Annotated in this window: 25 protein-coding genes and 3 tRNA genes; 14 read left to right on the forward strand and 14 right to left on the reverse strand. The window is 64.7% G+C overall.

What is annotated here, in order from left to right:
- Positions 1-41: 41 nt before the first annotated feature.
- Positions 42-992, forward strand: a complete 951-nt coding sequence (gene purN, locus PKE80_RS21355; protein ID WP_271184248.1) for a phosphoribosylglycinamide formyltransferase — start codon at positions 42-44, stop codon at positions 990-992.
- Here purN and PKE80_RS21360 read toward each other — a convergent pair.
- From PKE80_RS21360 to PKE80_RS21390, 7 genes are all read right to left on the reverse strand, one after another.
- The gene (locus PKE80_RS21360) at positions 989-1,663 is read right to left on the reverse strand and encodes a hypothetical protein (protein ID WP_271184249.1); all 675 of its coding nucleotides are present in this window, start codon (positions 1,661-1,663) and stop codon (positions 989-991) included. The genes purN and PKE80_RS21360 overlap by 4 nt on opposite strands.
- 92 nt (positions 1,664-1,755) lie before the next feature.
- Positions 1,756-2,001, reverse strand: a complete 246-nt coding sequence (locus tag PKE80_RS21365) for a hypothetical protein (protein ID WP_271184250.1) — start codon at positions 1,999-2,001, stop codon at positions 1,756-1,758.
- 114 nt (positions 2,002-2,115) lie between these two features.
- Positions 2,116-2,247 (reverse strand): hypothetical protein, encoded by a 132-nt coding sequence (locus PKE80_RS21370; protein ID WP_271184251.1) that lies wholly within the window; start codon positions 2,245-2,247, stop codon positions 2,116-2,118.
- A gap of 119 nt (positions 2,248-2,366) precedes the next feature.
- On the reverse strand, positions 2,367-2,789 hold the full coding sequence (gene ndk / locus PKE80_RS21375; protein ID WP_036524317.1) for a nucleoside-diphosphate kinase: 423 nt from the start codon (positions 2,787-2,789) through the stop codon (positions 2,367-2,369).
- A 190-nt stretch (positions 2,790-2,979) separates the two neighbouring features.
- Positions 2,980-3,219, reverse strand: a complete 240-nt coding sequence (locus PKE80_RS21380; protein ID WP_271184252.1) for a hypothetical protein — start codon at positions 3,217-3,219, stop codon at positions 2,980-2,982.
- A 111-nt stretch (positions 3,220-3,330) separates the two neighbouring features.
- Positions 3,331-3,774, reverse strand: coding sequence for a DNA polymerase III subunit chi (locus PKE80_RS21385; protein ID WP_271184253.1), 444 nt, complete (start codon positions 3,772-3,774; stop codon positions 3,331-3,333).
- A gap of 21 nt (positions 3,775-3,795) precedes the next feature.
- Positions 3,796-5,259 (reverse strand): leucyl aminopeptidase, encoded by a 1,464-nt coding sequence (locus tag PKE80_RS21390; RefSeq protein WP_271184254.1) that lies wholly within the window; start codon positions 5,257-5,259, stop codon positions 3,796-3,798.
- A 95-nt stretch (positions 5,260-5,354) separates the two neighbouring features.
- Here PKE80_RS21390 and PKE80_RS21395 point away from each other — a divergent pair, with 95 nt between their 5' ends.
- The 4 genes from PKE80_RS21395 to rsmA all read left to right on the forward strand — a co-directional run bounded on the left by PKE80_RS21395 (position 5,355) and on the right by rsmA (position 11,212).
- On the forward strand, positions 5,355-7,682 hold the full coding sequence (locus tag PKE80_RS21395) for an LPS-assembly protein LptD (protein ID WP_271184255.1): 2,328 nt from the start codon (positions 5,355-5,357) through the stop codon (positions 7,680-7,682).
- Positions 7,683-7,889: 207 nt separating this feature from the next.
- The gene (locus tag PKE80_RS21400) at positions 7,890-9,251 is read left to right on the forward strand and encodes a peptidylprolyl isomerase (RefSeq protein ID WP_271184256.1); all 1,362 of its coding nucleotides are present in this window, start codon (positions 7,890-7,892) and stop codon (positions 9,249-9,251) included.
- Positions 9,252-9,258: 7 nt separating this feature from the next.
- Entirely contained in the window at positions 9,259-10,257 is a 999-nt protein-coding gene (pdxA, locus tag PKE80_RS21405) for a 4-hydroxythreonine-4-phosphate dehydrogenase PdxA (protein ID WP_271184257.1), read from the forward strand.
- A gap of 130 nt (positions 10,258-10,387) precedes the next feature.
- Positions 10,388-11,212 (forward strand): 16S rRNA (adenine(1518)-N(6)/adenine(1519)-N(6))-dimethyltransferase RsmA, encoded by an 825-nt coding sequence (gene rsmA, locus PKE80_RS21410; protein WP_271184258.1) that lies wholly within the window; start codon positions 10,388-10,390, stop codon positions 11,210-11,212.
- Positions 11,213-11,375: 163 nt separating this feature from the next.
- Here rsmA and PKE80_RS21415 read toward each other — a convergent pair whose 3' ends face one another.
- The 4 genes from PKE80_RS21415 to yajC all read right to left on the reverse strand — a co-directional run bounded on the left by PKE80_RS21415 (position 11,376) and on the right by yajC (position 14,820).
- Positions 11,376-11,735, reverse strand: a complete 360-nt coding sequence (locus PKE80_RS21415) for a hypothetical protein (RefSeq protein ID WP_271184259.1) — start codon at positions 11,733-11,735, stop codon at positions 11,376-11,378.
- A gap of 97 nt (positions 11,736-11,832) precedes the next feature.
- Positions 11,833-12,822, reverse strand: a complete 990-nt coding sequence (gene secF / locus PKE80_RS21420) for a protein translocase subunit SecF (RefSeq protein WP_036524310.1) — start codon at positions 12,820-12,822, stop codon at positions 11,833-11,835.
- Positions 12,823-12,837: 15 nt separating this feature from the next.
- The gene (gene secD, locus PKE80_RS21425; protein ID WP_008828381.1) at positions 12,838-14,448 is read right to left on the reverse strand and encodes a protein translocase subunit SecD; all 1,611 of its coding nucleotides are present in this window, start codon (positions 14,446-14,448) and stop codon (positions 12,838-12,840) included.
- A 36-nt stretch (positions 14,449-14,484) separates the two neighbouring features.
- On the reverse strand, positions 14,485-14,820 hold the full coding sequence (gene yajC / locus PKE80_RS21430; RefSeq protein WP_008828382.1) for a preprotein translocase subunit YajC: 336 nt from the start codon (positions 14,818-14,820) through the stop codon (positions 14,485-14,487).
- Between the two features lie 281 nt (positions 14,821-15,101).
- Between yajC and PKE80_RS21435 the strand changes: the two genes are divergently transcribed.
- The 5 genes from PKE80_RS21435 (at position 15,102) to aroQ (ending at position 17,128) form a co-directional block, all read left to right on the forward strand.
- Positions 15,102-15,178 (forward strand) — tRNA-Pro (locus tag PKE80_RS21435).
- 162 nt (positions 15,179-15,340) lie between these two features.
- The gene (locus PKE80_RS21440; RefSeq protein ID WP_271184260.1) at positions 15,341-15,697 is read left to right on the forward strand and encodes a hypothetical protein; all 357 of its coding nucleotides are present in this window, start codon (positions 15,341-15,343) and stop codon (positions 15,695-15,697) included.
- 86 nt (positions 15,698-15,783) lie between these two features.
- On the forward strand, positions 15,784-16,197 hold the full coding sequence (locus tag PKE80_RS21445; RefSeq protein WP_008828384.1) for a holin family protein: 414 nt from the start codon (positions 15,784-15,786) through the stop codon (positions 16,195-16,197).
- Positions 16,198-16,232: 35 nt separating this feature from the next.
- Positions 16,233-16,580, forward strand: a complete 348-nt coding sequence (locus PKE80_RS21450) for a hypothetical protein (RefSeq protein ID WP_271184261.1) — start codon at positions 16,233-16,235, stop codon at positions 16,578-16,580.
- Positions 16,581-16,690: 110 nt separating this feature from the next.
- The gene (gene aroQ / locus PKE80_RS21455) at positions 16,691-17,128 is read left to right on the forward strand and encodes a type II 3-dehydroquinate dehydratase (RefSeq protein WP_271184262.1); all 438 of its coding nucleotides are present in this window, start codon (positions 16,691-16,693) and stop codon (positions 17,126-17,128) included.
- A 170-nt stretch (positions 17,129-17,298) separates the two neighbouring features.
- On the opposite strand, the gene PKE80_RS21460 is transcribed toward aroQ, so the two are convergent.
- Positions 17,299-17,784 (reverse strand): hypothetical protein, encoded by a 486-nt coding sequence (locus tag PKE80_RS21460; RefSeq protein ID WP_271184263.1) that lies wholly within the window; start codon positions 17,782-17,784, stop codon positions 17,299-17,301.
- Between the two features lie 10 nt (positions 17,785-17,794).
- Complete coding sequence (locus tag PKE80_RS21465) at positions 17,795-18,259, reverse strand: Lrp/AsnC family transcriptional regulator (RefSeq protein WP_008828388.1); 465 nt, start codon at positions 18,257-18,259, stop codon at positions 17,795-17,797.
- A gap of 253 nt (positions 18,260-18,512) precedes the next feature.
- On the opposite strand from PKE80_RS21465, the gene PKE80_RS21470 reads away from it, so the two are divergent.
- The 4 genes from PKE80_RS21470 (at position 18,513) to PKE80_RS21485 (ending at position 21,687) form a co-directional block, all read left to right on the forward strand.
- Positions 18,513-20,369 carry a sensor histidine kinase family protein gene (locus PKE80_RS21470; protein WP_271184264.1) on the forward strand — a complete coding sequence of 619 codons (1,857 nt, stop codon included), beginning with the start codon at positions 18,513-18,515 and terminating at the stop codon, positions 20,367-20,369.
- 34 nt (positions 20,370-20,403) lie between these two features.
- Positions 20,404-21,408, forward strand: coding sequence for a polysaccharide deacetylase family protein (locus tag PKE80_RS21475; RefSeq protein WP_271184293.1), 1,005 nt, complete (start codon positions 20,404-20,406; stop codon positions 21,406-21,408).
- 80 nt (positions 21,409-21,488) lie between these two features.
- Positions 21,489-21,564, forward strand: a tRNA-Ile gene (locus tag PKE80_RS21480).
- Positions 21,565-21,610: 46 nt separating this feature from the next.
- Positions 21,611-21,687, forward strand: a tRNA-Pro gene (locus PKE80_RS21485).
- Between the two features lie 116 nt (positions 21,688-21,803).
- On the opposite strand, the gene PKE80_RS25360 is transcribed toward PKE80_RS21485, so the two are convergent.
- Positions 21,804-21,965: an AlpA family phage regulatory protein gene (locus tag PKE80_RS25360; protein WP_373877745.1), complete on the reverse strand. Its 162-nt coding sequence runs from the start codon at positions 21,963-21,965 to the stop codon at positions 21,804-21,806.
- Positions 21,966-22,107: the final 142 nt, after the last annotated feature.

Genomic DNA, 22,107 nt, shown 5'->3' on the forward strand with positions numbered 1-22,107 from the left:
GATCCTGAATCGAGTTCAGGATGACGGTTCGGGATTACGCAATGACCCGCCAGAAAGTCGCCGTACTGATTTCCGGAAGCGGCACCAACATGGCCGCCCTGCTCTATGCGAGCCGCGCGGCCGACTGCCCTTACGAGATCGTGCTGGTCGCTGCCAACGATCCCGAGGCCAAGGGACTGCGGCTCGCCGAAGCGGAAGGCGTTAAGACCTTCGCGCTCAGTCACAAGGGCATGAAGCGGCCCGAGCACGACGCGGCGATGGACGCGGCGATTCGCGCCAGCGGCGCGCAGTGGGTCGCGCTGGCGGGCTACATGCGCATCCTGACGCCGGAATTCGTGGGCAGCTGGGAAGGCCGGATGGTCAACATCCACCCCTCGCTGCTGCCCAAGTACACCGGCCTGCACACGCATGACCGCGCGATCGAGGCGGGCGACAGTCATGGCGGCGTCACCGTTCACCTCGTCACCGCCGAACTCGACGATGGCCCGATCCTCGGCCAGACGCCGGTGGCGATCCTGCCAGGCGACACCGCCGACACGCTCGCGGGCCGTGTGCTGATCGCCGAGCACCAGCTCTACTCGCGCTGCCTCGCCGACCTCGTCACGCGAGAGACGCGGCCCGAATGGCTGCTTGAGCAAGTGCGCGAACGCGCCCTCGCCTTGCCCGAGAGCGATGAGACGGTCAGCCACGGCATGGCCTGCTTCGGCGTGATAAAGGGCAAGAAGTTCGCCTACTTCAGCGCCGACCATCACGGGGACGGCCGCGTCGCGCTGCTGATTAAGATCAGCGGCGCCGACGAACAGGCGATGCTGATCGAGCAAGACGACGACCTATACTTCCGCCCCGCCTACTTCGGCGACGGCTGGCTCGGCATTCGCCTCGATCGCGGCGACACCGACTGGGAGGCGATCGCCGACTGGCTCTGGCTGTCGTGGCGGGCAGTGGCGCCCAAGCGGCTCACCGCGCTGATGGATGCAGCCGGACAGTTCTAAAAGGTATAGCCCACCGAAAGCTGGACGATCGGGTAGACCTTGTAGTTGTCCACCTCGCCTTCGATTTCGGCGCGTTCGCGGGCGAGATCTTCCTGGAACAGCGGGTTGCTTGCCAGCTCACCCGTAGCGACGACGTCTTCGGTCCGGGGCCTTCCGTGGAGCATCACCCCTGCATCGAGGCTCCACGCAAAGCCCTTATCCCGGTTCTTCGCGAACCCCACGGTGAACGTCGGCGCGAACCGGCGGGCTCGGACCTTGCCCTCGATAGTGCCGATTTCCTCGGGCGTGTAAACTCGCTGGCCGACCGTCACCGCCTCGGTCGGCGTCGCGACAAGGTCGATTCGATTGCTGCTCACACGAAACCCCGCGGAGAGCCGGAAGCCGTTGCGGAAGGGATAGATATCCGCGTTAGCGCCCCATGATCGAAGCTTGAGGTCGCCATGGTAGTTGATGTCGTCGACATCGACATTGTGACCAAGCCCAAGAAAAGTCGCGGACGCCCGAACGCCGATGATCGGCGAAGGTCGAAAGCCCACTTCCGGCCCGATGCCCAGCGAACCACCGGTCGCGGCGACAGTCACGCCAGTGGGCTTATCCTGCGCATGACAGACCGACGGCAGCCACGATGCCATGATCAGACCGGTTGCGCCTGCGATATGCTTCAAAGTCATGCGGTCTCCTCAGCCCGCCCCGCATGACTGATCCTCGCCGCCGATGGTAAACCGAGGCTTGCTCCCGCCCTCCGTAAACCTACGCGGCGGCGTCAAATTTCTGTGTAGTCGACTTGCGGCCTGCTCTCGCGCGTGCCGCGATAGCGCTTGCCGGGGTCCTGCGGGTCTCCGGCGATCAGAACGTAATCCTCATGCACTTCCGTCAGCGTGCCCGCGAAGGGGAAGCCTTCGAGGCTGCCGTTGACGCGGAAACTGACGGTGTCGCCGACCTTGAAGGTTTTTTCGTCGAAGTTGAATTCGAAGGGACAGCTTTCGCCGGTTTCGCCCATTCCCTGCATCGTGGTTCTCCTCTGCTACGAACGTACAGCAGTGAGCCGCGATGGATCAAATCGAAACTCGGTGCGTGAACAGCGCGGCGCCGATAACTCGATCGTGTGACTCAGTTCGTGGGATCAACGGTACTGCGTCGCCGCCCGCGCTTGCATGCCCGCGCCCGGCCTTACCGGATCGGTACTGGCTACATGAGACATCAACACCGCTGCGCAGAACGAGAGGGATGCCGCAATCAGGATCGTCTTGGCCATCAGGATTTCCGCTGTAACGAATTACCCATAGAATAAGCACCCGACACACAAGCACCAAAAGAAAAAGGCCGCCGAAACCGGCGACCTTCTCCCGAATTACGAAGATTTAACCGTCAGCTTCAGCCGACGATCTCTTCCGGCTTGAAGAAGTAGGCGATCTCGATCGCCGCGTTCTCTTCCGAATCCGAACCGTGGACCGAGTTGGCTTCGATCGATTCGGCCAGTTCCTTGCGGATGGTGCCGGCGTCGGCGTTCTCGGGGTTGGTGGCGCCCATGATGTCACGGTTGCGCTTCACGGCGTCTTCGCCTTCGAGCACCTGGACGACGACGGGGCCGGAAATCATGAACGAAACCAGGTCGTTGAAGAACGGACGCTCGGCGTGGACGGCGTAGAAGCCCTCCGCCTGTTCCTTCGACATCTGGATGCGCTTGGAGGCGACGACGCGCAGGCCGGCTTCCTCGAGCATCTTGGTGACGGCGCCGGTCAGGTTGCGGCGGGTGGCGTCGGGCTTGATGATCGAAAAGGTGCGGGTAACCGCCATGGGACTATTCCTTGGACAAGGGCGTTATTGTTGGGCGCGCCCCTAGCCGGGAATGGGGTTGTCCGCAAGGTGGGCACCAAACTGGAAATACAGAACACTGAACTGTCCGCGTTCAAACGAAGAGCCGGCGCCTTCAGCACATGGAAGCGATGAACATCTGACACCTTTGCAGGACCGGCAGGCGCGGACTTCAGATCCAGTCGCGCCCATCGGCGGAACCGCAACCGTAAGGAGGCAGTTGGCCAGGAAAACGGGTCTGCATCTTGTGACACCCCCAACTCCGCAGCGGCCCCGGGGCATAGCCATTCAACGCGATGCCCACTTCGTCATAAGGGCTGCTGCCCTGCGCCACATACATGTACCAGCGACCGCCGAACATCACCAACGCAGCGACGACGACCACGATCACGACCCGCAGGACTTTCTGCATTCTCACTCCGTAAACAACTTTTCGGGGGGAGCGTGCCTGTGCCCATCACCGCATTCTTCAGCAAGCCCATTGTCGACTTTCCGAACATGTCCGTGAAGACGACTTTCCGCCTTATTCTTCGGCTTTCTTGGCCCAGCGGCCGTCTTCCTGCGCCCAGTATTCCTTCTTAACCCCTTCGCGGCCGCGCAAGTCGCGCCAGACCTCGCGCGCCTGCGGCTTGGTCTCGTCGTCGAAGAGGTAGAAGGTGCGCTCGAACGGCTCTTCGCCCTCGCACCATACGCCGTCGGCGATGATGAGGAACCGGGCGCCGTTCGCCGGGTCGGGAATGTCGGACAGGAGGACCGGCTGGCGATCCTCGTGCCCCTCGCCCATCTGGCCGTTGGCGAGGAAGCCGTCGGGCCGGTGCGACCACAGCGCCGCCGAAATCCGGCCGCGCTGCTGCTCGTCGGCGGAGACCACGAGCACGCGCCCCCCGCCCTCGACGATGCGCCGGGCCAGCAGCGGTACGACCGCATGGGCCGGGTCGCGGCTGAGTTCATAGAACATGACCTGCACCTGGCCGCGTCCTTTTCTGGCTCAGGCTTCGATCGTGTCGCGCACGAAGCGATCGAGCAGGCGCACGCCGAAGCCGGTCGCACCCTTGTCCCAGGTAGCGCCGGGCTTGTCGGTCCACACGGTGCCCGCGATGTCGAGGTGCGCCCAGGGCGTATCGTTCTCGATGAAGCGCAGCAGGAACTGCGCCGCCGTGATCGAGCCGCCGAAGCGCGGGCCGACGTTCTTCATGTCGGCGATCGGGCTGTCGATCATCTTGTCGTAGGTCGGCCCCATCGGCATGCGCCACAGGCGATCGCCCGAGGCATCACCCGCCGCGTTCAACTCGGCCGCAAGACCGTCGTTGTTCGAGAACAGGCCCGCATATTCGTGCGAGAGGCTGAGGATGATCGCGCCGGTCAGGGTCGCGAGGTCGATCACCTTGGCAGGCGCATATTCGCGCTGCACCCAGGTCAGCGCGTCGCACAGGACGAGGCGGCCTTCGGCGTCGGTGTTGATGACCTCGATGGTCTGGCCCGACATGGAAGTCACCACGTCGCCCGGACGCTGGGCATTCCCGTCAGGCATGTTCTCGACGAGGCCGCACACGCCGATGACGTTGGCCTTGGCGTTGCGCAGAGCGAGGGCGAGCATGGTACCCGCAACCGCACCGGCGCCGCCCATGTCCCACTTCATGTCTTCCATGCCGCCTGCCGGCTTGATCGAGATGCCGCCGGTATCGAACGTCACGCCTTTGCCGACGAAGGCCACGGGCTTTGCGCCCTCTTCGCCGCCCAGCCACTCCATGACGAGCAGGCGCGCGGGGCGAACCGAACCTTGCGCAACGCCGAGCAGCGAGCCCATGCCGAGCGCCGCCATCTCCTTGTCGTCGAGCACGCGGATGGTCAGGCCCGAGCCCTCCATGCGCGCTTTGCAGCGTTCCACGAAACTCTCGGGGTAGATGATGTTCGCGGGTTCGGTGACGAGTTCGCGGGTGAAGGAAACGCCTTGCGCGATCGCCTGCTCGATCTCCCAAACCGCCTCGGTGCCTTCGGGCGCGCCGACGAGCGAAACTTCGGCAAGGCTCGGCTTCGCATCGGCGGCCAGCTTGGTGCGATAGACGTCATGGCGCCACGAACGCAGCTGCGCGCCGAGCAGTGCCCCTGCCGCTTCCTCGGCCGAGAGACCCGCGCCGGTGATGTCGAGCGTCAACACCGTCTCGCCGCTGGTGAGGTACTTGGCGACGACGGCCGCGCCGGCCTTTTCCACCGCAGCCTTGCGGTCCCTTGCCGAAGCCTCACCGATCCCGGCCAGCGCCACGCGCACGGCTTTACCGCTGCGCTCGACGAAACCTTCGAAGACCTGGCCCGCCTTGCCCGTGAAACGCGCGCGCTTCGCGCCTTCCGCCAGCACCGCTTCGAGGTCTGCAGGCACCGCGTCCTGATTGACGAGACGCGCGATGACGCCGGAGTTCGACTCATCTGCCGCCCCAAGGAACTGGATCTTCATGGATTCTCCTGGATTTCCCCGGTGAAACGCCGATCTTGTGCGCTTCACCGCATGACTGGATTGCAGTTAGGCACAGGCGATGCGATAGGCAACCCATGCTCCCAGCCGTGCAGACTTCGCTGCAAGCCCCGTTCCGCCGCTTGCGTCCGCTTTCGCTGCACGCGCTCGCCCTCGGAATCGCGACGCTTTGCGCGCCCCACGCCGCTTTCGCGCAAGACGTGGCCCGCCCCGTTGATACCGGCCCGATCGCCGGGGCGCCCGCCGCTCCGCCCGTCTCCACCGGCGAGACCGAGCCCGTCGCCTTCGAGGCCGACGACGTCCAGTACGAGCAGAACAGCGAAGTCGTCACCGCGACCGGCAACGTCGTCCTGCGCCGCCGCGACGACAAGGGCCAGGTCCAGTCCGTCCGCGCCGACAAGGTCACCTGGAACCGCCAGAGTGGCAAGATCCTTGCCGACGGCAATGTCCGCATGGTCGACCAGGACGGCAACCAGCTCTACACCGAACAAGTCGAGCTGACCGACGAACTCAAGACCGGCATGATGGAGAACCTGCTCCTCGTCATGCGCGAAGGTGGCCGCCTCGCCGCGCTCAAGGGCGAGCGAATCGCGAACGGCGACGTCATCCTCAACAAGGCGGCCTACACCGGGTGCGACGTCACCGACGACGACGGTTGCCCCAAGAAGCCCAGCTGGCGCATCGTCGCCAAGCAGGTCATCTATTCCGACACGCAGAAGCGCGTGCGCTTCAAGGACGCGCGGATCGAGTTGTTCGGCGTAGTGCAGTTGCCGCTGCTCGGCCTGACCATCAGCACAGACGGCCACGCGGTCTCCGGCTTCCTGATGCCCGACCTCAAATCGAGCCCGTCGAACGGCATCGAAATCGCGCAGTCCTACTACTGGAAGCTCGCAGAGAATCGTGACCTTACCGGCACGGTCTCGGCCTTCACCCAAGCCGCACCGATGGCATCGCTGCAGTACCGCGCGCTGACCGACAAGGGCGCCTACCAGATCACCGGCCTGGCCACCGCCAGCAGCAGGATCCCGATCTACAGCGGCACGGGCGAGGAAATCACCAGCGGCGAACGTTCGTTCCGCGGCTACATCTTCGCCAACGGCAAGTTCCAGCTCGACGACAACTGGAGCGTAACCGCCTCGATCCGGCGCGCGACCGACCGCACGTTCCTGCGCCGCTACGACAACAACCGCGACGACCGCCTGCGCTCGATGGTCGAAGTGGAGCGGATCGACCAGGACAGCTACTTCACGATCGCAGGCTATGCGACGCAGACGATGGTGGCCAACCGCACTCAGGGCCTGATCCCCGTGGCGTTGCCGATGATCGACTATCGCCGCCGCATCGACGATCCCCTGCTTGGCGGCAAGTTCGAGCTGCAGGCCAACTCGCTGGCGATCAGCCGGACCGATGGACAGGACACCCAGCGCGCCTTCGCCAGCGCCCAGTGGTCGCTGCGCCAATTGACGAACATGGGTCAGGAGATCACCTTTACCGGCCTCGTACGCGGCGACGTCTATCATTCGTCCGACAATGCCCTGACCACCGAAGACCTCTATCGCGGGCTTTCCGGCTGGCAGCAGCGCGGCATCGCCACGGCTGCGGTCGATGTGAAGTGGCCGCTGGTGGGACAGGCTTTCGGCGGCACCCAGGTGCTGACCCCGCGTGTCCAGCTGGTCGCTTCGCCGCACGTCAAGAACCTGGCGATCCCCAACGAGGATTCGCGTGCGGTCGACCTCGACACCGGCAATCTCTTCGCCCTCAACCGCTTCCCGGGCTACGACCGGGTCGAGGACGGGGTGCGCTTCACATACGGCTTCGACTGGCAGTTCGAGCGGCCGCGCTGGAAGATCAAGACCACCGTGGGCCAGTCGGTGCGCCTCAGCAACCAGAACACCGTGCTGCCCGACGGCACCGGCCTCTCCAACAAGACTTCCGACATCGTCGGCCGCACCGAGATCCGCTACCGGGACTTCCTGAACTTCATCCACCGCTTCCGCGTGGACAAGGACACGATGGCCGTTCGCCGGAATGAATTCGATGCGGTGATCGGCAACACCCAGAGCTATCTGGAACTGGGCTACACCCGCCTCAACCGCAATATCGTCAACGATATCGAGGACTTGCAGGACCGCGAGGAACTGCGCGCCGCAGGCCGCATCGCCTTCGCGCGGTACTGGTCGATGTTCGGCTCGGCCGTCGTCAACATGACCAGCCGCAAGGACAACCCGGAATACGGGTCCAACGGTTTCCAGCCGCTGCGGACCCGCTTCGGCGCGGCTTACGAAGACGACTGCGTCCAGATTTCGCTGACCTGGCGCCGCGACTACGTGGCTCTCGGCGACGTGAAGCGCGGCGACTCGTTCCAGTTGGGCTTCGCGCTGAAGAACATCGGCGGGGGCAGCTAGACCTTCGTGCCCCGGTGCAACTCGTGATGCATTCGAGCAAAGATTGGCACATTCCGGCAAAGCCGCTATCGGGTGTGCTCATTTTCAGTTAAGCCGCCTCCCGGCAGGTGTGACTTTGATAAATGCGGCGGCAATTCCCGGCTTCGGGACTTTCCGCCGTTGATGCACCGGCCCCACGGGTCGGTCGAAAACGGGATTGATACAACGGTGCAAGCAGTTAACCGCAAGTTCCTCAAGCGCGCCCTCCTCTGCGTCGGCGGCCTCGCTGCGATGTCTTCCGCGCTCACCGTGTATTCTCAGCAGGCTTTGGCTCAATCCGCCCCGCAGGGCGAGATTTCGATCCCCGACGACGTGAAGATTTTCGGCAACGACAACCCGAACATGCGCCGCGCCACTGCGGTCGTGAACGGCGATGTCATCACCGGCACCGACGTCGACCAGCGCCTCGCTCTCATCGTCGCGGCCAACCAGGGCAAGATCGACGAGGAAGAACTCAAGCGCCTGCGCCTGCAGGTGCTGCGCAATCTCATCGACGAGACGCTGCAGATTCAGGAGGCCAAGGCCGCCGACGTTGCCGTCGACGATGCCGAGATCAACCAGTCCTACGCCCGCGTCGCGCAGCAGAACTTCGGCCAGAACACCTCCGCCATGGACGCTTACCTCAAGCGCGTCGGTTCGTCGGCGGACTCGCTCAAGCGCCAGATTCGCGGCGAGCTTTCGTGGCAGCGCCTGCTCCAGCGCAACGTCCAGCCCTTCATCAACGTTTCCGACGACGAGGTGAACGACGTGCTGGCCCGCCTCAAGGCCGCCAAGGGCACCGACGAGTACCGCCTCGGTGAAATCTACCTCGCCGCTTCGCCCGAGGCGCGCGATCAGGTCTACCAAAACGCCACGCAGATCGTGCAGCAGCTCAAGGGTGGCGGCAGCTTCGTCGCCTATGCCCGCCAGTACTCGCAGGCGAGCACAGCCTCAGTCGGCGGCGACCTGGGCTGGGTGCGCCTTGCGCAGTTGCCCACCGAACTGCAGGCCGTTGCCCGCGACATGGAATCCGGCCAGCTGGTCGGCCCGATCGAGGTTCCCGGCGGCTTCGACATCCTCTACCTGATCGACAAGCGCCAGGTCCTCACCGCCGATCCGCGCGATGCGGTTCTCGCGCTCAAGCAGATCTCGCTGCCGTTCCCCAAGGGCGTGAGCGAGGCCGAGGCCGGCAAGCGCGCCGAGGCGTTCCAGACCGCGATGAAGGCGGCCAAGGGTTGCGGCGACGTCGATGGCGTGGCCAAGGGTCTCGGCGCGCAAGTCGTCACCAACGACCAGGTCAAGGCGCGCGACCTTCCGGCGCAGATCCAGAACTCGATCCTGCAGCTTTCGCCCGGCGAAACGCTGCCGCCGTTCGGCTCGCTGGAAGACGGCGTGCGTATCCTCATGCTCTGCGGCCGCGACGACCCGCAGACCGAGAGCGGCCCGAGCTTCGAACAGCTTCAGGCCCAGCTCGAGGACGACCGCGTCAACAAGCGCGCGCAGACCTACTTGCGCGACCTGCGCCGTGATGCCGTCATCGAATACAACTGATCGGACTATGACGGCTCCACTCGCCGTGTCTTTGGGCGATCCCGCCGGGATCGCCCCCGAAGTGATTGCCGAAAGCTGGGTGCGGCGCCGGGAAATGGCCCTCGCGCCGTTCTTCGTCGTAGGCGGCGCGGCTGTTCTACGTGCAGCAGCGGCGACGCGCGGGATCGACCTGCCTGTCGCGTCGATCTCGGCGCCTGGTGAAGCGGCAAGCGTATTCGGCTCGGCCCTGCCCGTGCTGGGCGACGAGGACTGTGCCCCGGCATTCGGCGAACCGACCATCGAAGGCGCGGCGCTCGCCCTGCACTCGCTGACCAAGGCCACCGCGCTCGCGCTGTCGGGCGAGGCGGGCGGCGTGGTCACCGGCCCGATCGCCAAGTCGAAACTGGCCGCAGTCGGCTTCACCCAGCCCGGGCAAACCGAATTCCTCGCCGACGCCTGCGGCTTGCCCCACGAGGCAGCCGTTATGATGCTCGCCGGGCCGTCCTTGCGCACCGTGCCGCTGACCGTCCACGAAGCACTGGCGGCAGTGCCGGGCCTCGTCACCCGCGACCTCATCGAGAGCAAGGCCCGCATCGTCGCACGCGCCCTCGCCCGCGATTTCGGCCTGCCGTCGGCGCGCATCGCGATCACCGGCCTCAACCCCCACGCGGGCGAAGACGGCCGCATGGGCACCGAGGACCGCGACGTCATCATCCCCGCCATCGCCGCCCTGCAGGCCGAGGGGCTGGCCGTCACCGGCCCGCATCCCGCCGACGCCCTGTTCGCCGCCCACGCGCGCGAGGGCTACGACGTGGCGCTATGCATGTACCACGATCAGGCGCTGATCCCGATCAAGACGCTCGACTTCGATCAGGGCGTGAACGTGACGCTCGGCCTGCCGATTGTGCGCACCTCGCCCGACCACGGCACCGCCTTCGCCATTGCCGGCAAGCACTTGGCGAGCGCGGGCGCGATGATCGCCGCGATCCGCATGGCGGGTGAATGCGCTGCGCGGAGGGCCGCATGATCAGCCTCCATCATCCTCGCGTCCCCGCTCATGCTGAGCTTGTCGAAGCACCCGAGCGGCGCGCTACGTCGACTGCATGCTTCGACAAGCTCAGCATGAGCGGTGTTTTGAGGTGGAAAAGCGTTTCCGAATGACCACCCTCCCCCCCTTACGCGAAGTTATCGCCCGCCACGGCCTTTCGGCCTCCAAGGCGCTCGGCCAGAACTTCCTGTTCGATGAGCAACTGCTCGACCGGATCGCCGCGATTCCCGGATCGCTGGACGGCAAGGACGTGCTCGAAGTCGGCCCCGGCCCCGGCGGCCTGACCCGCGCCCTGCTGCGTGCGGGCGCCAACGTCACCGCAATCGAGATGGACCGCCGCTGCTTGCCCGCCCTCGCCGAACTGGCGGAGGCATTCCCCGGCAAGCTCAAGGTCATCGAGGGCGATGCGCTCAAGATCGATCCGAAGACGCTGTTCGCGGGCGAGTATCACATCCTCTCCAACCTGCCCTACAACGTCGGCACAGCGCTGTTCACCGGCTGGCTATCGGGAGAGGCATGGCCGCCGCAGTGGGCCTCGCTGACGCTGATGTTCCAGGAGGAAGTGGCCCGCCGTATCGTCGCCGAGCCGGATACTTCCGCCTATGGCCGCCTTGCGGTGCTGGCGCAGTGGCGCTCGAAGGCGAAGCTGGCGATGAAGGTGCATCGCAGCGCCTTCACCCCGCCGCCCAAGGTCATGTCGGCGATCGTCCACGTCGTGCCCGGCGAAGCCCCCGAGGGCGTTTCCATGCGCGTGCTGGAGCGCGTGACCGAGGGCGCCTTCGGCCAGCGCCGCAAGATGCTGCGCCAGAGCCTCAAGGGCGTGCCCGGCGCACTGGATGCACTGGAAGCCCTCGGCATCGACGCCCAGCGCCGGGCCGAAACGCTGTCGGTCGCGGAGTTCGTGAGCGTGGCCAAGGCTTTGACGAAAGCCTGATCGCCCGTCGACGCGAGTGCAGCGTCGGGCTTGGTGCGTGATCACTTTACCCTGAATCGTCATTGCGAGCGAAGCGAAGCAATCCAGGGCGATCCAAAACTGCCCTGGATTGCTTCGCTTCGCTCGCAATGACGAAGGGTGGTTCAATCCAATGTCATCGCGCTCACTGATACCGCAGCGTCTTTTCGAACCCTTCGTTCGCCTTGGTCATCTTGGCCAGCTTGCGTAGCTGGCCGCGGACGTTCCGCTGGAAGCGCGCATCGTCGTAGATGCCCGTCACCCGGTATTCGTCCTGGCCGATCAGTTCCTTGATCCGCGCGGCGAAGGCGGTCTGGTCGTCCACGCAGTCCGCCGCCTTCAGCGTCCGGCAGACCCATTCCTCGGCCGCCGCCTTGTCGTAGTCGTCCTGCGCCTCGTAGCCGCGCCTGTCGGCGTCCGCCTGGTCGAGTTTCGCCGCTTCGAACCGGCGCTCCAGCCATTTGCGCACTTGCGGCGCGTCCCACGCCTTCGACGGATTGCTCATCGTATTCTCCAAACCTGAGCCGCTATAGCGCGCGCCAGCGAAAAGGCCCGCCCCGCATCGCGCGGGACGGGCCTTTTTCTCTAGCCGCCGAGGAAGATCAGGGCTGCGGCTGACCGCGCTCGCGGGCCAGACGCTCCTGACGGTCGATCGCCGATTCGGTCTGCACGAAGCTGTCCGACTTCACGCCCAGCCAGATCAGGATCGGCGCGGACATGAAGATCGAGCTGTACGTACCGATGAAGATGCCCAGCGTGATCGCGGCGGTGAAGCCGAAGATCACGTCCGGCCCCAACAGCAGCAGCGCCACCAGCATGATCAGGATCGACAGCGAGGTGACCACCGTGCGCGACAGCGTCTCGTTCACCGAAAGGTCGAGCAGTTCGGCCATCGGCATGCGGCGGTGCTTCTTGAGGTTCTCGCGGATGCGGTCGTAGACCACGATCTTGTCGTTCAGCGAATAACCCAGCAGCGTCAGCAGCGCGGCGACGATGTTGAGGTCGAACTCCATCTGCGTCAGCGAGAACATGCCTACGGTCAGCAGGATGTCCTGGATCAGCGCGAACAGGGCCCCTGCGGCGAACTGCCATTCGAAGCGCACCCAGATGTAGATCGAGATGCACAGCATCGCCAGGCTCAGCGCCAGCACGCCGGTCTTGAGCAGTTCGCCCGAGACCTTGCCTGAGACCGAATCGACGCCGTCGATGCGCGCATCCGGGAATGCCTGCTTGACCGTGGTGGTGATCTTCTGCGCCATCGCGTCGGCCAACTGCGGCTGCGCCTCGGTGCCCTCGGGCAGCCGCATGCGCAGCGAGACTTCGTTGGGCTTGCCGAAGTTCTGCACCACCGGCTCGCCGTAGCCGAGCTTGTCGACGGTCTTGGTCAGCGCGTCCACCGGGGCGGTCGCACTGCGCTCGAAGGTCACGCGGATCATCTGTCCGCCGACGAAGTCGACGCCCAGATTCAACCCGTGCGTGAACAGCAGCACCACCGAGGCGACCATCAGCACGATGTTGCTGATGAAGAACGGCCACTGCCACTTGAGGAAGTGGATGTTGGTGTTGTCGGGAATGAGCTTGAGGAGCTTCATTGTCTCTCTCCGCGCTTACAGGTTGAGGTCCGACGGGCGCGCCTTGCGCAGCCATCCGGCAACCCACATGCGGGTCAGGGTCACGGCGGTGAACACCGAGGTGACGATACCGATCATCAGCACGACCGCGAAGCCGCGCACCGGACCCGAGCCAAACGCGAACATCAGCAGCGCCGCGATCGAGTTGGTGATGTTGGCGTCAAAGATCGCGCGGCTCGCTTCCTTGTAGCCCAGTTCCACCGACTGCACCACGCGGCGGCCCTTGGACCGTTCCTCGCGGATGCGTTCGTTGATGAGCACGTTGGCGTCCACCGCCGCGCCCAGCGTCAGCACGAAGCCGGCGATGCCCGGCAGCGTCAGCGTGGTGCCGAACACCGCCATCACGCCCAGAATCATCAGGATGTTGATCGCAAGGGCGCAGATGCAGGCATAGATGCCGAAGCGGCCGTAAGTCAGGATGATGAAGAGCACGAGCGCCAGCGTGCCGACGCCCATCGCGACGGCGCCCTTGTGGATCGCCTCGGCGCCGAGGTCGGGACCGACGGTGCGTTCCTCGACGACCTTGAGGTCCACAGGCAGCGCGCCCGAACGCAGCGCGATCGCCAGTTGGGTGGCCGACTTGGTGGTGAAGCTGCCCGAAATCTGCGCGCTGCCGCCCAGGATCGCCTCGTTGATCGAAGGCGCCGAGAGCACCTTGCCGTCGAGAATGATGGCGAAACGCTTACCGACGTTGGCGCTGGTCAGCGCCGCGAACTTCTCGCCGCCCTGCTGGTTGAAGGTGATGTTCACCACCGCGCGGTTGTTCTGCTGGTCGAAGCCCTGCTTGGCGTTCGTCAGCTGGTCGCCGGTGATGCCGCCGAGGCGCTTGACCGCGATGACCGGGCTCGGCCCTTCAGCCATGCCCTCGGCATAAGGCGCGATCTCGTCGCCCGGAGGCGCGATGCCCTGTGCGAGGTCGGCGGGCGATGCGGTCTCGTCCACCATCTTGAATTCGAGCTTGGCGGTCTGGCCGAGCAGCGCCTTGAGCGCCGCCGGATCCTGCAGACCGGGCACCTGCACGTCGATGCGGGTGCCGCCGAGGCGGCGGATGTCGGGCTCCTTGGTGCCCAGCGCGTCAATACGCTTGCGGACGACCTCGACGGCGGTTTCCATCGCGTTGCTGACTTCGAGGTCGATGCCTGCCGAAGTCGGCGCCAGCACGAACTGGTTGCCGTTGACCACCGAGATGTCCCAGTCACGCTGGCCGGTCAGGCCCGCGCCATTGGTCAGCGGCAGCAGCGCCTCGCGCGCGGCGTCCACCTGCGACGTGTCGCGTACGGTGAAGGTCAGACGGCCGCCCCGGCTCGATACGTCACCGATGCCGATGGCGGGCTCGGCCGCGCCCAGCTTGGTGCGGACCGATTCCTCCATGCCCTGCAAGCGCTGCTGGACGACCTGGTTGCGGTCGGCTTCCAGCAACAGGCGCGAGCCGCCCGCAAGATCGAGGCCGAGGTTGACCTTGGGCGCGGGAACGCCTGCGGGCAGATGGATATTGGTGAAGGTCAGCAGCGTGGGTACGGACAGCAGGCAGAGCACCGCCGCTATCCCCCAGTACCAGACCTTCTTGAAGATCGAGAATTCAAGCATCGCCTAATCGCTTTCCCAAAGGAGCGTCCGGTCGGTTCAGTCGTTCGCGGGCTTCGAGCCTGCGGGTGGGATCACGTCGACGATCGTGGACTTGAGCGCCTTGACCTTCACGCCCTGCGCCAGTTCGATTTCGGCGTAGTTGTCGTCGACCTTGACGATCTTGCCGATCAGGCCGCCACCGGTCAGCACCTCGTCACCCTTCTTGAGCGCCGCGAGCTTGTTCTTCTGCTCCTTCTGCTGCTTCATCTGCGGGCGCAGGATAAGGAACCAGAAGATCGCGGCCATCGCCACGAACGGCAGGTAAGTCATCCAGGCCGGCGGCGCACCGGCGGGGGCGGCTGCGGCAAGCTGGGCGAGGATCGAGGTCTGCATGGAAATGATGGGCCTTCTCGTGTCGCGTGTCGGACGGCGAATCGTGTGCCGACCGGGCCTGACGCGCATGACGGTATGATCCGCAGCCTGCGCGCAGGCGGATGCGGGCGGTTAGCAATAAAGCGAAGCGCTGGCAACGCGGGCTTCCCGCGCCTCCCCCACTGTGTCTGGGCTAGATAGGGCGCGCACGCCTTCGTTCAAGCGAGTGGACAACGCGATGAAAAACTATGCCGGAGGCGCTTGCGCATCCCGAAAGACCTGCCTATAGGCCGCGCTCCGGTCGGGACGTAGCGCAGCCTGGTAGCGCATCACACTGGGGGTGTGGGGGTCGGAGGTTCGAATCCTCTCGTCCCGACCAATCAAAAACGCCGTCTCCTGCTTCATGCGGGAGACGGCGTTTTTCGTTCCGGCAACGATCATGGGGCCATGACATTAGCCGTCATCGGCTCCCCGTACTTGACCAGATAGCCTTGCGCAGCCATCCCGGACACCTTCCATGGTCTGACATGTCGGGGTGAACATGAAGCTCTCACTTGCAGTCGCCGCCTTCGGGCTGTCCGCCTTCGCGACCTCTGCTGCGATGGCGCAGACCGCGTCGTGCTATCGCCTCGGCAATGTCGCATCGTGCACGACCACCCGGACCATGGGCGACAATCCGGCCCAGCAGCGATACTCGGGCTTTCAAGAAGTCGAGCGCCTGCGCGACAAGAACGAGGAGCGCGAGGCGGTCCGTCAGGAACAGGGTCTGCGCGAGGAAGTCGGCGCGCTGATCGCTGACGGCAAGTGCGCGGAGGCGCGAAAGGCGGCGCTCAGGGCCGGAGATTTCGCGCTGGCGAAAGAAGCCGGTTCGATGTGCCAGCCTGCGCAGCGGCGCTAACCCAGCGCTCGCGCCCAAGAATTCATTTTCCTACACGAACCGATATGGTCATTTGAAAGCGGGTCACTTTTACAAAGGATCCTGCCATGGCCCTCCTCGATTCGCTGCTCGGCCCCGTCACCCGCATCATCGACAAGGTCGTCCCCGACCCGGAGGCGCGTGATCGCGCCAAGCTGGAACTGCTGAAGCTCGAGAACACACAGGAACTCGAAATGCTGCAGGCCAGCCTTTCGGCCATAGTCGCCGAAGCCAACAGCGCCGATCCCTGGACCAGCCGCGCGCGGCCGAGCTTTCTTTACGTGATGTACCTCGTGATCCTCTGGGCCTTGCCGATGGGCGTGGTCGCGGCGTTCAATCCGGGGCTCGCCAAGGCCATCGGCGCGGGGATGAACGGCTATCTCGCGGGGATTCCGGAACCGCTCTACGCACTCTTCGGCACCGGCTACCTCGGCTATTCGGCGATGCGCCAGTGGGGCAAGACCAAGGGCTCCGACCGGTAAGCGAAACGCTAACGCTTTCGCGCTATCCTGCGCACATGATCGTGCGCTCCATCCTTCACCGTCCGCTCGGCAAGGCCCTCCTCGGCCTTGCGGGGCTTTTTTCGCTCGCGAGTTGCAGCCAACCGCCTGCACCCGCACCGACCGAGAACTCCGCCGAGGACGCGGCCGCAGAAGCCAAGGCCCGCGCCAGGGCCGAGCGCGAGGCGAAGCTCGCCGCCTTCTACGGCGGCGACGCCCCTGCAAGCGAAGAAGCCCCGAAAAAGGAAGATGCATCGGGCAATTCCCCGCCGCCCGCCGCAGCGCCGCCTCCCCCGGCGCCCCCGGCACCCAGCGTCGGCAGCGCGCCGGCCGCGCCCGATCCCGGCATCGGCAAGGTTGAATGACACGCCAAGGTTGAATGACACGGGGCGCCGTCCGGCTTGCACCCTGCGCAGGGCCCGCTAAACCTCGCGCCACACAACGCGCGCTGCATTGGCGGAAGGTATCCAAGTCCATGACGGAAAAGCTGGTCTACGTGCTCAATGGCCCCAACCTCAACCGGCTGGGCAAGCGCGAACCGGCGATCTACGGATCGCAGACCCTCGATGACATCGGCGCGATGCTCGAGGAACGCGGCAAAGCGCTGGGCATCACTATCGTGCTCTTCCAGTCCAACCACGAAGGCGACCTCGTCGACTGGCTGCACGAGGCCGAGGACGCGGGCGCCCACGCGGTGCTGCTGAACGCCGGGGCCTATACGCATACATCGGTGGCGCTGCTCGACGCGATCCGCGCGATCACCGCGCCGGTGATCGAGGTCCACCTCTCCAACCCGCACACGCGCGAGGACTTCCGGCACACGTCATGGGTCGGCATGGCGGCCAAGGGCACGATCGCCGGGTTCGGCGCGCAAAGCTACATGCTGGCGCTGGAGGCTGCTGCGGGGCTTTGAGCGGCAGCACGATCGTCATCCCAGCGAAGGCTGGGGCCGCTATGACCATGTTACGCCCTATCGGCAGGGCAGCGCGGATTTTGCGGGGTCTTGCAGATAGCGCGCGCTCTGACGAGAGCGGTCCCAGCCTTCGCTGGGATGACGGGCGCTATGAAGGCGACTTCGGTACGTCACTCCTTGCAGTGACGCAATTCCCCCCGGCCATCGCGAACCGCAACGATCCGGTGCACCGACACGCCCAGCGGATCGACCGCATCGGGCAGCGCAACAAGGCAAATACCCTGCCCGGTAAGATTGAGGAGCGCCTTGCGCACATCCTCGGTGGTCGCCTGCTGCGCCAATCCCGCGATGACGAAACCCGGACGCTTGCCGCGCGGTTCTGCTGGCAACATATGCCCGTGAAGATCGGCAATCGGCTTGCCCTGCACCAACCAGCGGTCGGCAGCGGCGTCATAGAACGGCGCGGCGTCAATGTCCGCACGCGTGATGCCTGCCGCCACTGAACCTCGCCCGTAGTCGCTGCTGTCGGCGAGTTGGAAAGCCGCTGTATTCTGCGCATCGCCGCGCGGCCAGAACCACCAGGCGTTCGCCGCCACCAGCAACGCCACCGCCGCTACCAGCAGCGGCGTACGCTTCGACCGTCCCGTCACGCGCATCGCTCCAACCTCAGCCCAGCGGAACGCCCGGGATGCTCTTGGCCGTGCGGATCGTCAGCGAGGTCTTGACGCTGTCCACGTTGGGCGCGGGCGTCAGCTTGCTGGTGAGGAATTCCTGGAAGCTCTGCAGATCGCGGCTGACGATCTTCAGGATGAAGTCGATCTCGCCGTTGAGCATGTGGCACTCGCGCACTTCGGGCAGGCCCTTCATGTGGTCCTCGAAGGCGCGCAGCGATTCCTCGGCCTGGCTCTTGAGGCTGACCAGCGCGAAGACGGTGATCGTGAAGCCCAGCTTCGACGCGTCGAGATCGGCGTGATAGCCCTGGATCACGCCCGCTTCCTCGAGGCTGCGCACGCGGCGCAGGCACGGCGGCGCGGTCAGACCCACGCGCTGGGCGAGTTCGACATTGGTGATGCGACCTTCCGCCTGCAATTCCGCCAGCAGGCGACGGTCGATTTCATCGAGATTGATCATTCAAATTCCCCAGGCACACGCCTCTCGCTTCGCCTTGTTGCAACATCTACATCGAAAATGCGAGCGCGCCGTAATATTATTAGCCCATAGCGTAATCGTCCCGCTTTGCAACGGCCGAAACTCGGCTCTTTCGATCCCGACGCACTTTGCTACGAAAAAGCGACCCGGTGTTTTCCTTATGGTAAACATCACGCGGGCATAGGACCGAATCTGCCACGTAACCCGAGGCGCGCCTTTCGCGTCTGGAGATGGAATGCATTTCGACGATCGCCTTGCCACGGTCCTGCGCCTCCCGTCCTCGGGGGACAGTCTCGCGCGGATCCAGTTCAGGCAGCTCATCGACATTCTCGGACGTGCGACCGATTCGCAGGAGACGGGCGAGACGGTCGAAGCCGCCTACGCTCGGCTCGATCAACTCGGCAGAGAACTTCCCGCGGCCGAGCGCGTAAGACTGCTTCGTGGGCCGTTGCAGCCGATGACGAACCCGCGGCTGCTGAAATGGTTGGCCGACGCCGAACCCGACGTCGCCTGCGCCGGGATTGCCTCTGCGGACCTCGATGATGCGGCGTGGCTCGGACTCATCCCGCGCCTTCCGGTCCGCGCTCGCGGCATCCTGCGCCACCGCCGCGACTTGTCGCCACGGGTCAATGCTCTGCTGGAACAACTCGGCGTGTACGATCGCGGGCTGCCTGCGGGCCCGGCCGACCCACATCCGGAGGATTCTCTGCCAGAGCCCCAATCGCGCCTCCAGCGACCCACGGGCAACATCGCCGTCGATCAGGACATGTCGGATGATGTACTTGAACTACTCGATATGGCGGATGCGCCGCCACCGCCGACTTCCTTGAGCGAATGGGCCCGCGCGCGCGCGGCTCAGCAGCACAAGGACCTGCAGCACAAGGTCGCCACCGCCCCCGCGTCCAGCCCTCGCGAAGCTGGAATCGGGGCGATCGTCCGGCGCATCGAGGAATTTCGAAAGGCTCGCGAGGCCAAGGGGCCGCCCGAAATCCATGCAGATTCGCCACGCCTGCCGCTGGGCGACACGACCATCCTCGCAACCCAGCGACTTGCTACCGCCATCGACTTCACCACCGGGCTTGAAGGACGCATCGACTGGGCGGATGGCCCACATGCGCCGTCCGTGGTCGGACTTTCGCTCGGCACGCATGATCCGCAAGCCGCGCAGATATCTCATGCCATGGAGCACTGCCTGCCTCTGCGCGAGACCCGAATCATCATCACCGGTGCGCCTGCCGTTAGCGGCCCTTGGCAAATCGATGCCATCGCCCGCTTCGAACATGGCCGCTTCGCCGGATACTGCGGCCGCCTTCGTCGCCTTGCTGCCCCTGCGGAAGCTCTCGCAGCGCCGGTCGCCGCTCATGCAGAGGCCGATCGCATGCGCGAAGTTCTTCACGAGTTACGCACGCCCGCCAATGCAATCCAGGTAGCGGCCGAGATCATTCAGCAGCAACTCTACGGCCCGGCCCCGCACGAGTACCGCGCGCTGGCGGCCGCCATCGCCGGCGACTGCGCGCATATTCTGGCTGGCTTCGAGGAACTCGACCGGCTGGTGAAGCTCGAATCGGGTGCGATGCGGCTCGAGGACGGCGAGTGCGATCTTGCTCGGGTACTTGCCCAGACCATCGTGCGCCTGCGTGCCTGGACCGAGCCGCGCGGCAGTGGGTTTTCGATGCTCGCCGATCCCTCGGCAACGACATTGCCGGTGCGCATAGCCCGGCCCGAAGTGGAACGACTGGTTTGGCGGCTGTTCGCCGCCCTCGCCGGATCGACTCTACCGGGTGAAACGCTCGACTTGCGCTGGAATCAACGTACCGATCCAAAATCTGCGATGATCGAGCTTTCAGTTGCGCTGCCCGCGGTTCTGGCCGAGCGCGCGCCGGAAGCGCTTTTTGATCCTGTCGCCGGCGAACGCGGCCAATCGCTTGCTGCAGGCATGTTCGGTATTGGCTTCACTCTGCGCCTTGCCGCAGCAGAAGCCGCGGCGGCCGGCGGCTCGCTGCAACGTGTAACAAACAACCTTCACCTGTCGCTGCCTACCTTGACCGAGCGGGCCACACACAATAGCACTTCGGCAACTTTTTCGCAGTAATCCCTTGGTGATGCGACGCAGAGGGAAAGACTTTTTGCCAGTTCCGAACCTTCTGCAGCCGCCCGGCAGGCAGGCCTTCGCCGCATTCTGCCACGACTTTGGCCAGCGCTTCATCGTCACCGTCGATACCGAAGAGGAATTCGACTGGTCGGCTCCGCTCGACCGCAAGGCGCACAGCGTCGTCGCCGTACCCGCCCTGCGCAAATTCCAGCAATTCTGCGAAGGGTTCGGTGTTGTCCCGTCCTACCTCATCGACTGGCCGGTCGCGGATTCCGCCTTCGCCCCCGAAGCGATCGGCGATGCGGTTTTATCTGGGCGTGCCGAAGTCGGCGTCCAGCTTCACCCTTGGGTAAACCCGCCGTTCGTCGAGGATGTCAACGAACTCAACAGCTACGCGGGTAATCTGCCCTTCGAACTGGAACGCGAAAAGCTGCACACCCTGCGTGACCGGATCGAAAGCGCCTTCGGCACGCCCCCGCGCATCTACCGCGCCGGCCGCTACGGCCTCGGCACGCGCACGGCAGAAATCCTTCTCGAATGCGGCATAGCCATCGATACCTCGGTACGGGCGCGCTTCGACTATAGCGGTACCGGCGGCCCCAATTATCGCGAGCATCCGCTCCACCCCTACTGGGTCGGCAAGGAGCGCGAACTTCTCGAATTGCCGCTCACCACCGTATATTGGGGGCCGTTGCGGCAGGTCGGCAATGTCATCTACCCGCACTTGTGGCGCGCCCCGACAATGCGCGGTGTCCTCGCGCGCGCAGGCCTGCTGGAACGCATCCCCCTAACGCCTGAGGGCATCACCGCGGAGGAAGCACTGCGCGGCGTTGATATCGCCATCGATGAGGGCCTACCGGTACTTGTGTTCTCGTTCCACAGCCCGTCGCTGGCTACGGGCCACACGCCCTATGTGCGAAGCGAAGCAGATCTCGACGCGCTCTACGACTGGTGGCGCACACTGTTCACGCACCTCGCGCGACGAGGTGTGAAGCCGACAAGTGTGCATGAAATCATGAACAGTGTGCAACGCGGATAGAACCGCGCTTGCGTCATACGCATTGCCAAGCTAACGGGCTTGGCACCCGGCCATCGTCGATGGGGTCGGGTCCGGCACGGGGGCCTGTAGCTCAGCGGTTAGAGCTGGCCGCTCATAACGGCTAGGTCGCGGGTTCGAATCCTGCCGGGCCCACCATTCGCCGGTTGCTGCCTTTCCGGCAGCAGCATCGACAACCCCAGGTCGGGGAGTGGCGCAGTCCGGTAGCGCGCTTGCTTTGGGAGCAAGATGTCGCAGGTTCGAATCCTGTCTCCCCGACCAACTCATAACGTCTCAGCGCAGCTCATACCGCTCCAAATTGTCCTAAACTTCCGGTGGCTTGCAAGGCCAACCATGGCCGCTGGGCAGGAAACAGTGAGTGCTGCCAAATTTCGTCGTCACTTTCTCCCCACGCACTGCAGCGCGCCGATATCCGATAGCGCTGCGGGAAATGTGGTCGCCTCCATTTTTGTGTAGAGCGTGCCACGAGACATTCCCATACGCTCGAGAACAGCGGGAAGCCTGAGCAAACGGTCTGCGTACCTGCATCCATAGCGCAACCTCCTGCGTGTTCGGCGATAGACGCCAACTCCTTCGAAGATGAATGCTTAAAGCTTGAATAACAGCAGCAAGCGGACGCAAATATACTCAACGTCAATTGATGACCGTCGCTAGTTCTAAAATGATATAAAAATCTCAGCT

Source organism: Novosphingobium resinovorum (assembly GCF_027922145.1).
Taxonomy (GTDB): Bacteria; Pseudomonadota; Alphaproteobacteria; order Sphingomonadales; family Sphingomonadaceae; genus Novosphingobium; species Novosphingobium resinovorum.

Coding starts and splice junctions, on each gene's coding strand:
- PKE80_RS21445 (WP_008828384.1), top strand. CDS start 15,784: ATGGCCCTCCTCGATTCGCTGCTCGGCCCCGTCACCCGCATCATCGAC.
- PKE80_RS21450 (WP_271184261.1), top strand. CDS start 16,233: ATGATCGTGCGCTCCATCCTTCACCGTCCGCTCGGCAAGGCCCTCCTC.
- aroQ (WP_271184262.1), top strand. CDS start 16,691: ATGACGGAAAAGCTGGTCTACGTGCTCAATGGCCCCAACCTCAACCGG.
- rsmA (WP_271184258.1), top strand. CDS start 10,388: ATGACCACCCTCCCCCCCTTACGCGAAGTTATCGCCCGCCACGGCCTT.
- PKE80_RS21380 (WP_271184252.1), bottom strand. CDS start 3,219: ATGCAGAAAGTCCTGCGGGTCGTGATCGTGGTCGTCGTCGCTGCGTTG.
- secF (WP_036524310.1), bottom strand. CDS start 12,822: ATGAAGCTCCTCAAGCTCATTCCCGACAACACCAACATCCACTTCCTC.
- PKE80_RS21390 (WP_271184254.1), bottom strand. CDS start 5,259: ATGAAGATCCAGTTCCTTGGGGCGGCAGATGAGTCGAACTCCGGCGTC.
- PKE80_RS21465 (WP_008828388.1), bottom strand. CDS start 18,259: ATGATCAATCTCGATGAAATCGACCGTCGCCTGCTGGCGGAATTGCAG.
- PKE80_RS21440 (WP_271184260.1), top strand. CDS start 15,341: ATGAAGCTCTCACTTGCAGTCGCCGCCTTCGGGCTGTCCGCCTTCGCG.
- yajC (WP_008828382.1), bottom strand. CDS start 14,820: ATGCAGACCTCGATCCTCGCCCAGCTTGCCGCAGCCGCCCCCGCCGGT.
- secD (WP_008828381.1), bottom strand. CDS start 14,448: ATGCTTGAATTCTCGATCTTCAAGAAGGTCTGGTACTGGGGGATAGCG.
- pdxA (WP_271184257.1), top strand. CDS start 9,259: ATGACGGCTCCACTCGCCGTGTCTTTGGGCGATCCCGCCGGGATCGCC.
- PKE80_RS21415 (WP_271184259.1), bottom strand. CDS start 11,735: ATGAGCAATCCGTCGAAGGCGTGGGACGCGCCGCAAGTGCGCAAATGG.
- PKE80_RS21365 (WP_271184250.1), bottom strand. CDS start 2,001: ATGCAGGGAATGGGCGAAACCGGCGAAAGCTGTCCCTTCGAATTCAAC.
- PKE80_RS21395 (WP_271184255.1), top strand. CDS start 5,355: ATGCTCCCAGCCGTGCAGACTTCGCTGCAAGCCCCGTTCCGCCGCTTG.
- PKE80_RS21470 (WP_271184264.1), top strand. CDS start 18,513: ATGCATTTCGACGATCGCCTTGCCACGGTCCTGCGCCTCCCGTCCTCG.
- PKE80_RS21460 (WP_271184263.1), bottom strand. CDS start 17,784: ATGCGCGTGACGGGACGGTCGAAGCGTACGCCGCTGCTGGTAGCGGCG.
- ndk (WP_036524317.1), bottom strand. CDS start 2,789: ATGGCGGTTACCCGCACCTTTTCGATCATCAAGCCCGACGCCACCCGC.
- PKE80_RS21370 (WP_271184251.1), bottom strand. CDS start 2,247: ATGGCCAAGACGATCCTGATTGCGGCATCCCTCTCGTTCTGCGCAGCG.
- PKE80_RS21360 (WP_271184249.1), bottom strand. CDS start 1,663: ATGACTTTGAAGCATATCGCAGGCGCAACCGGTCTGATCATGGCATCG.
- purN (WP_271184248.1), top strand. CDS start 42: ATGACCCGCCAGAAAGTCGCCGTACTGATTTCCGGAAGCGGCACCAAC.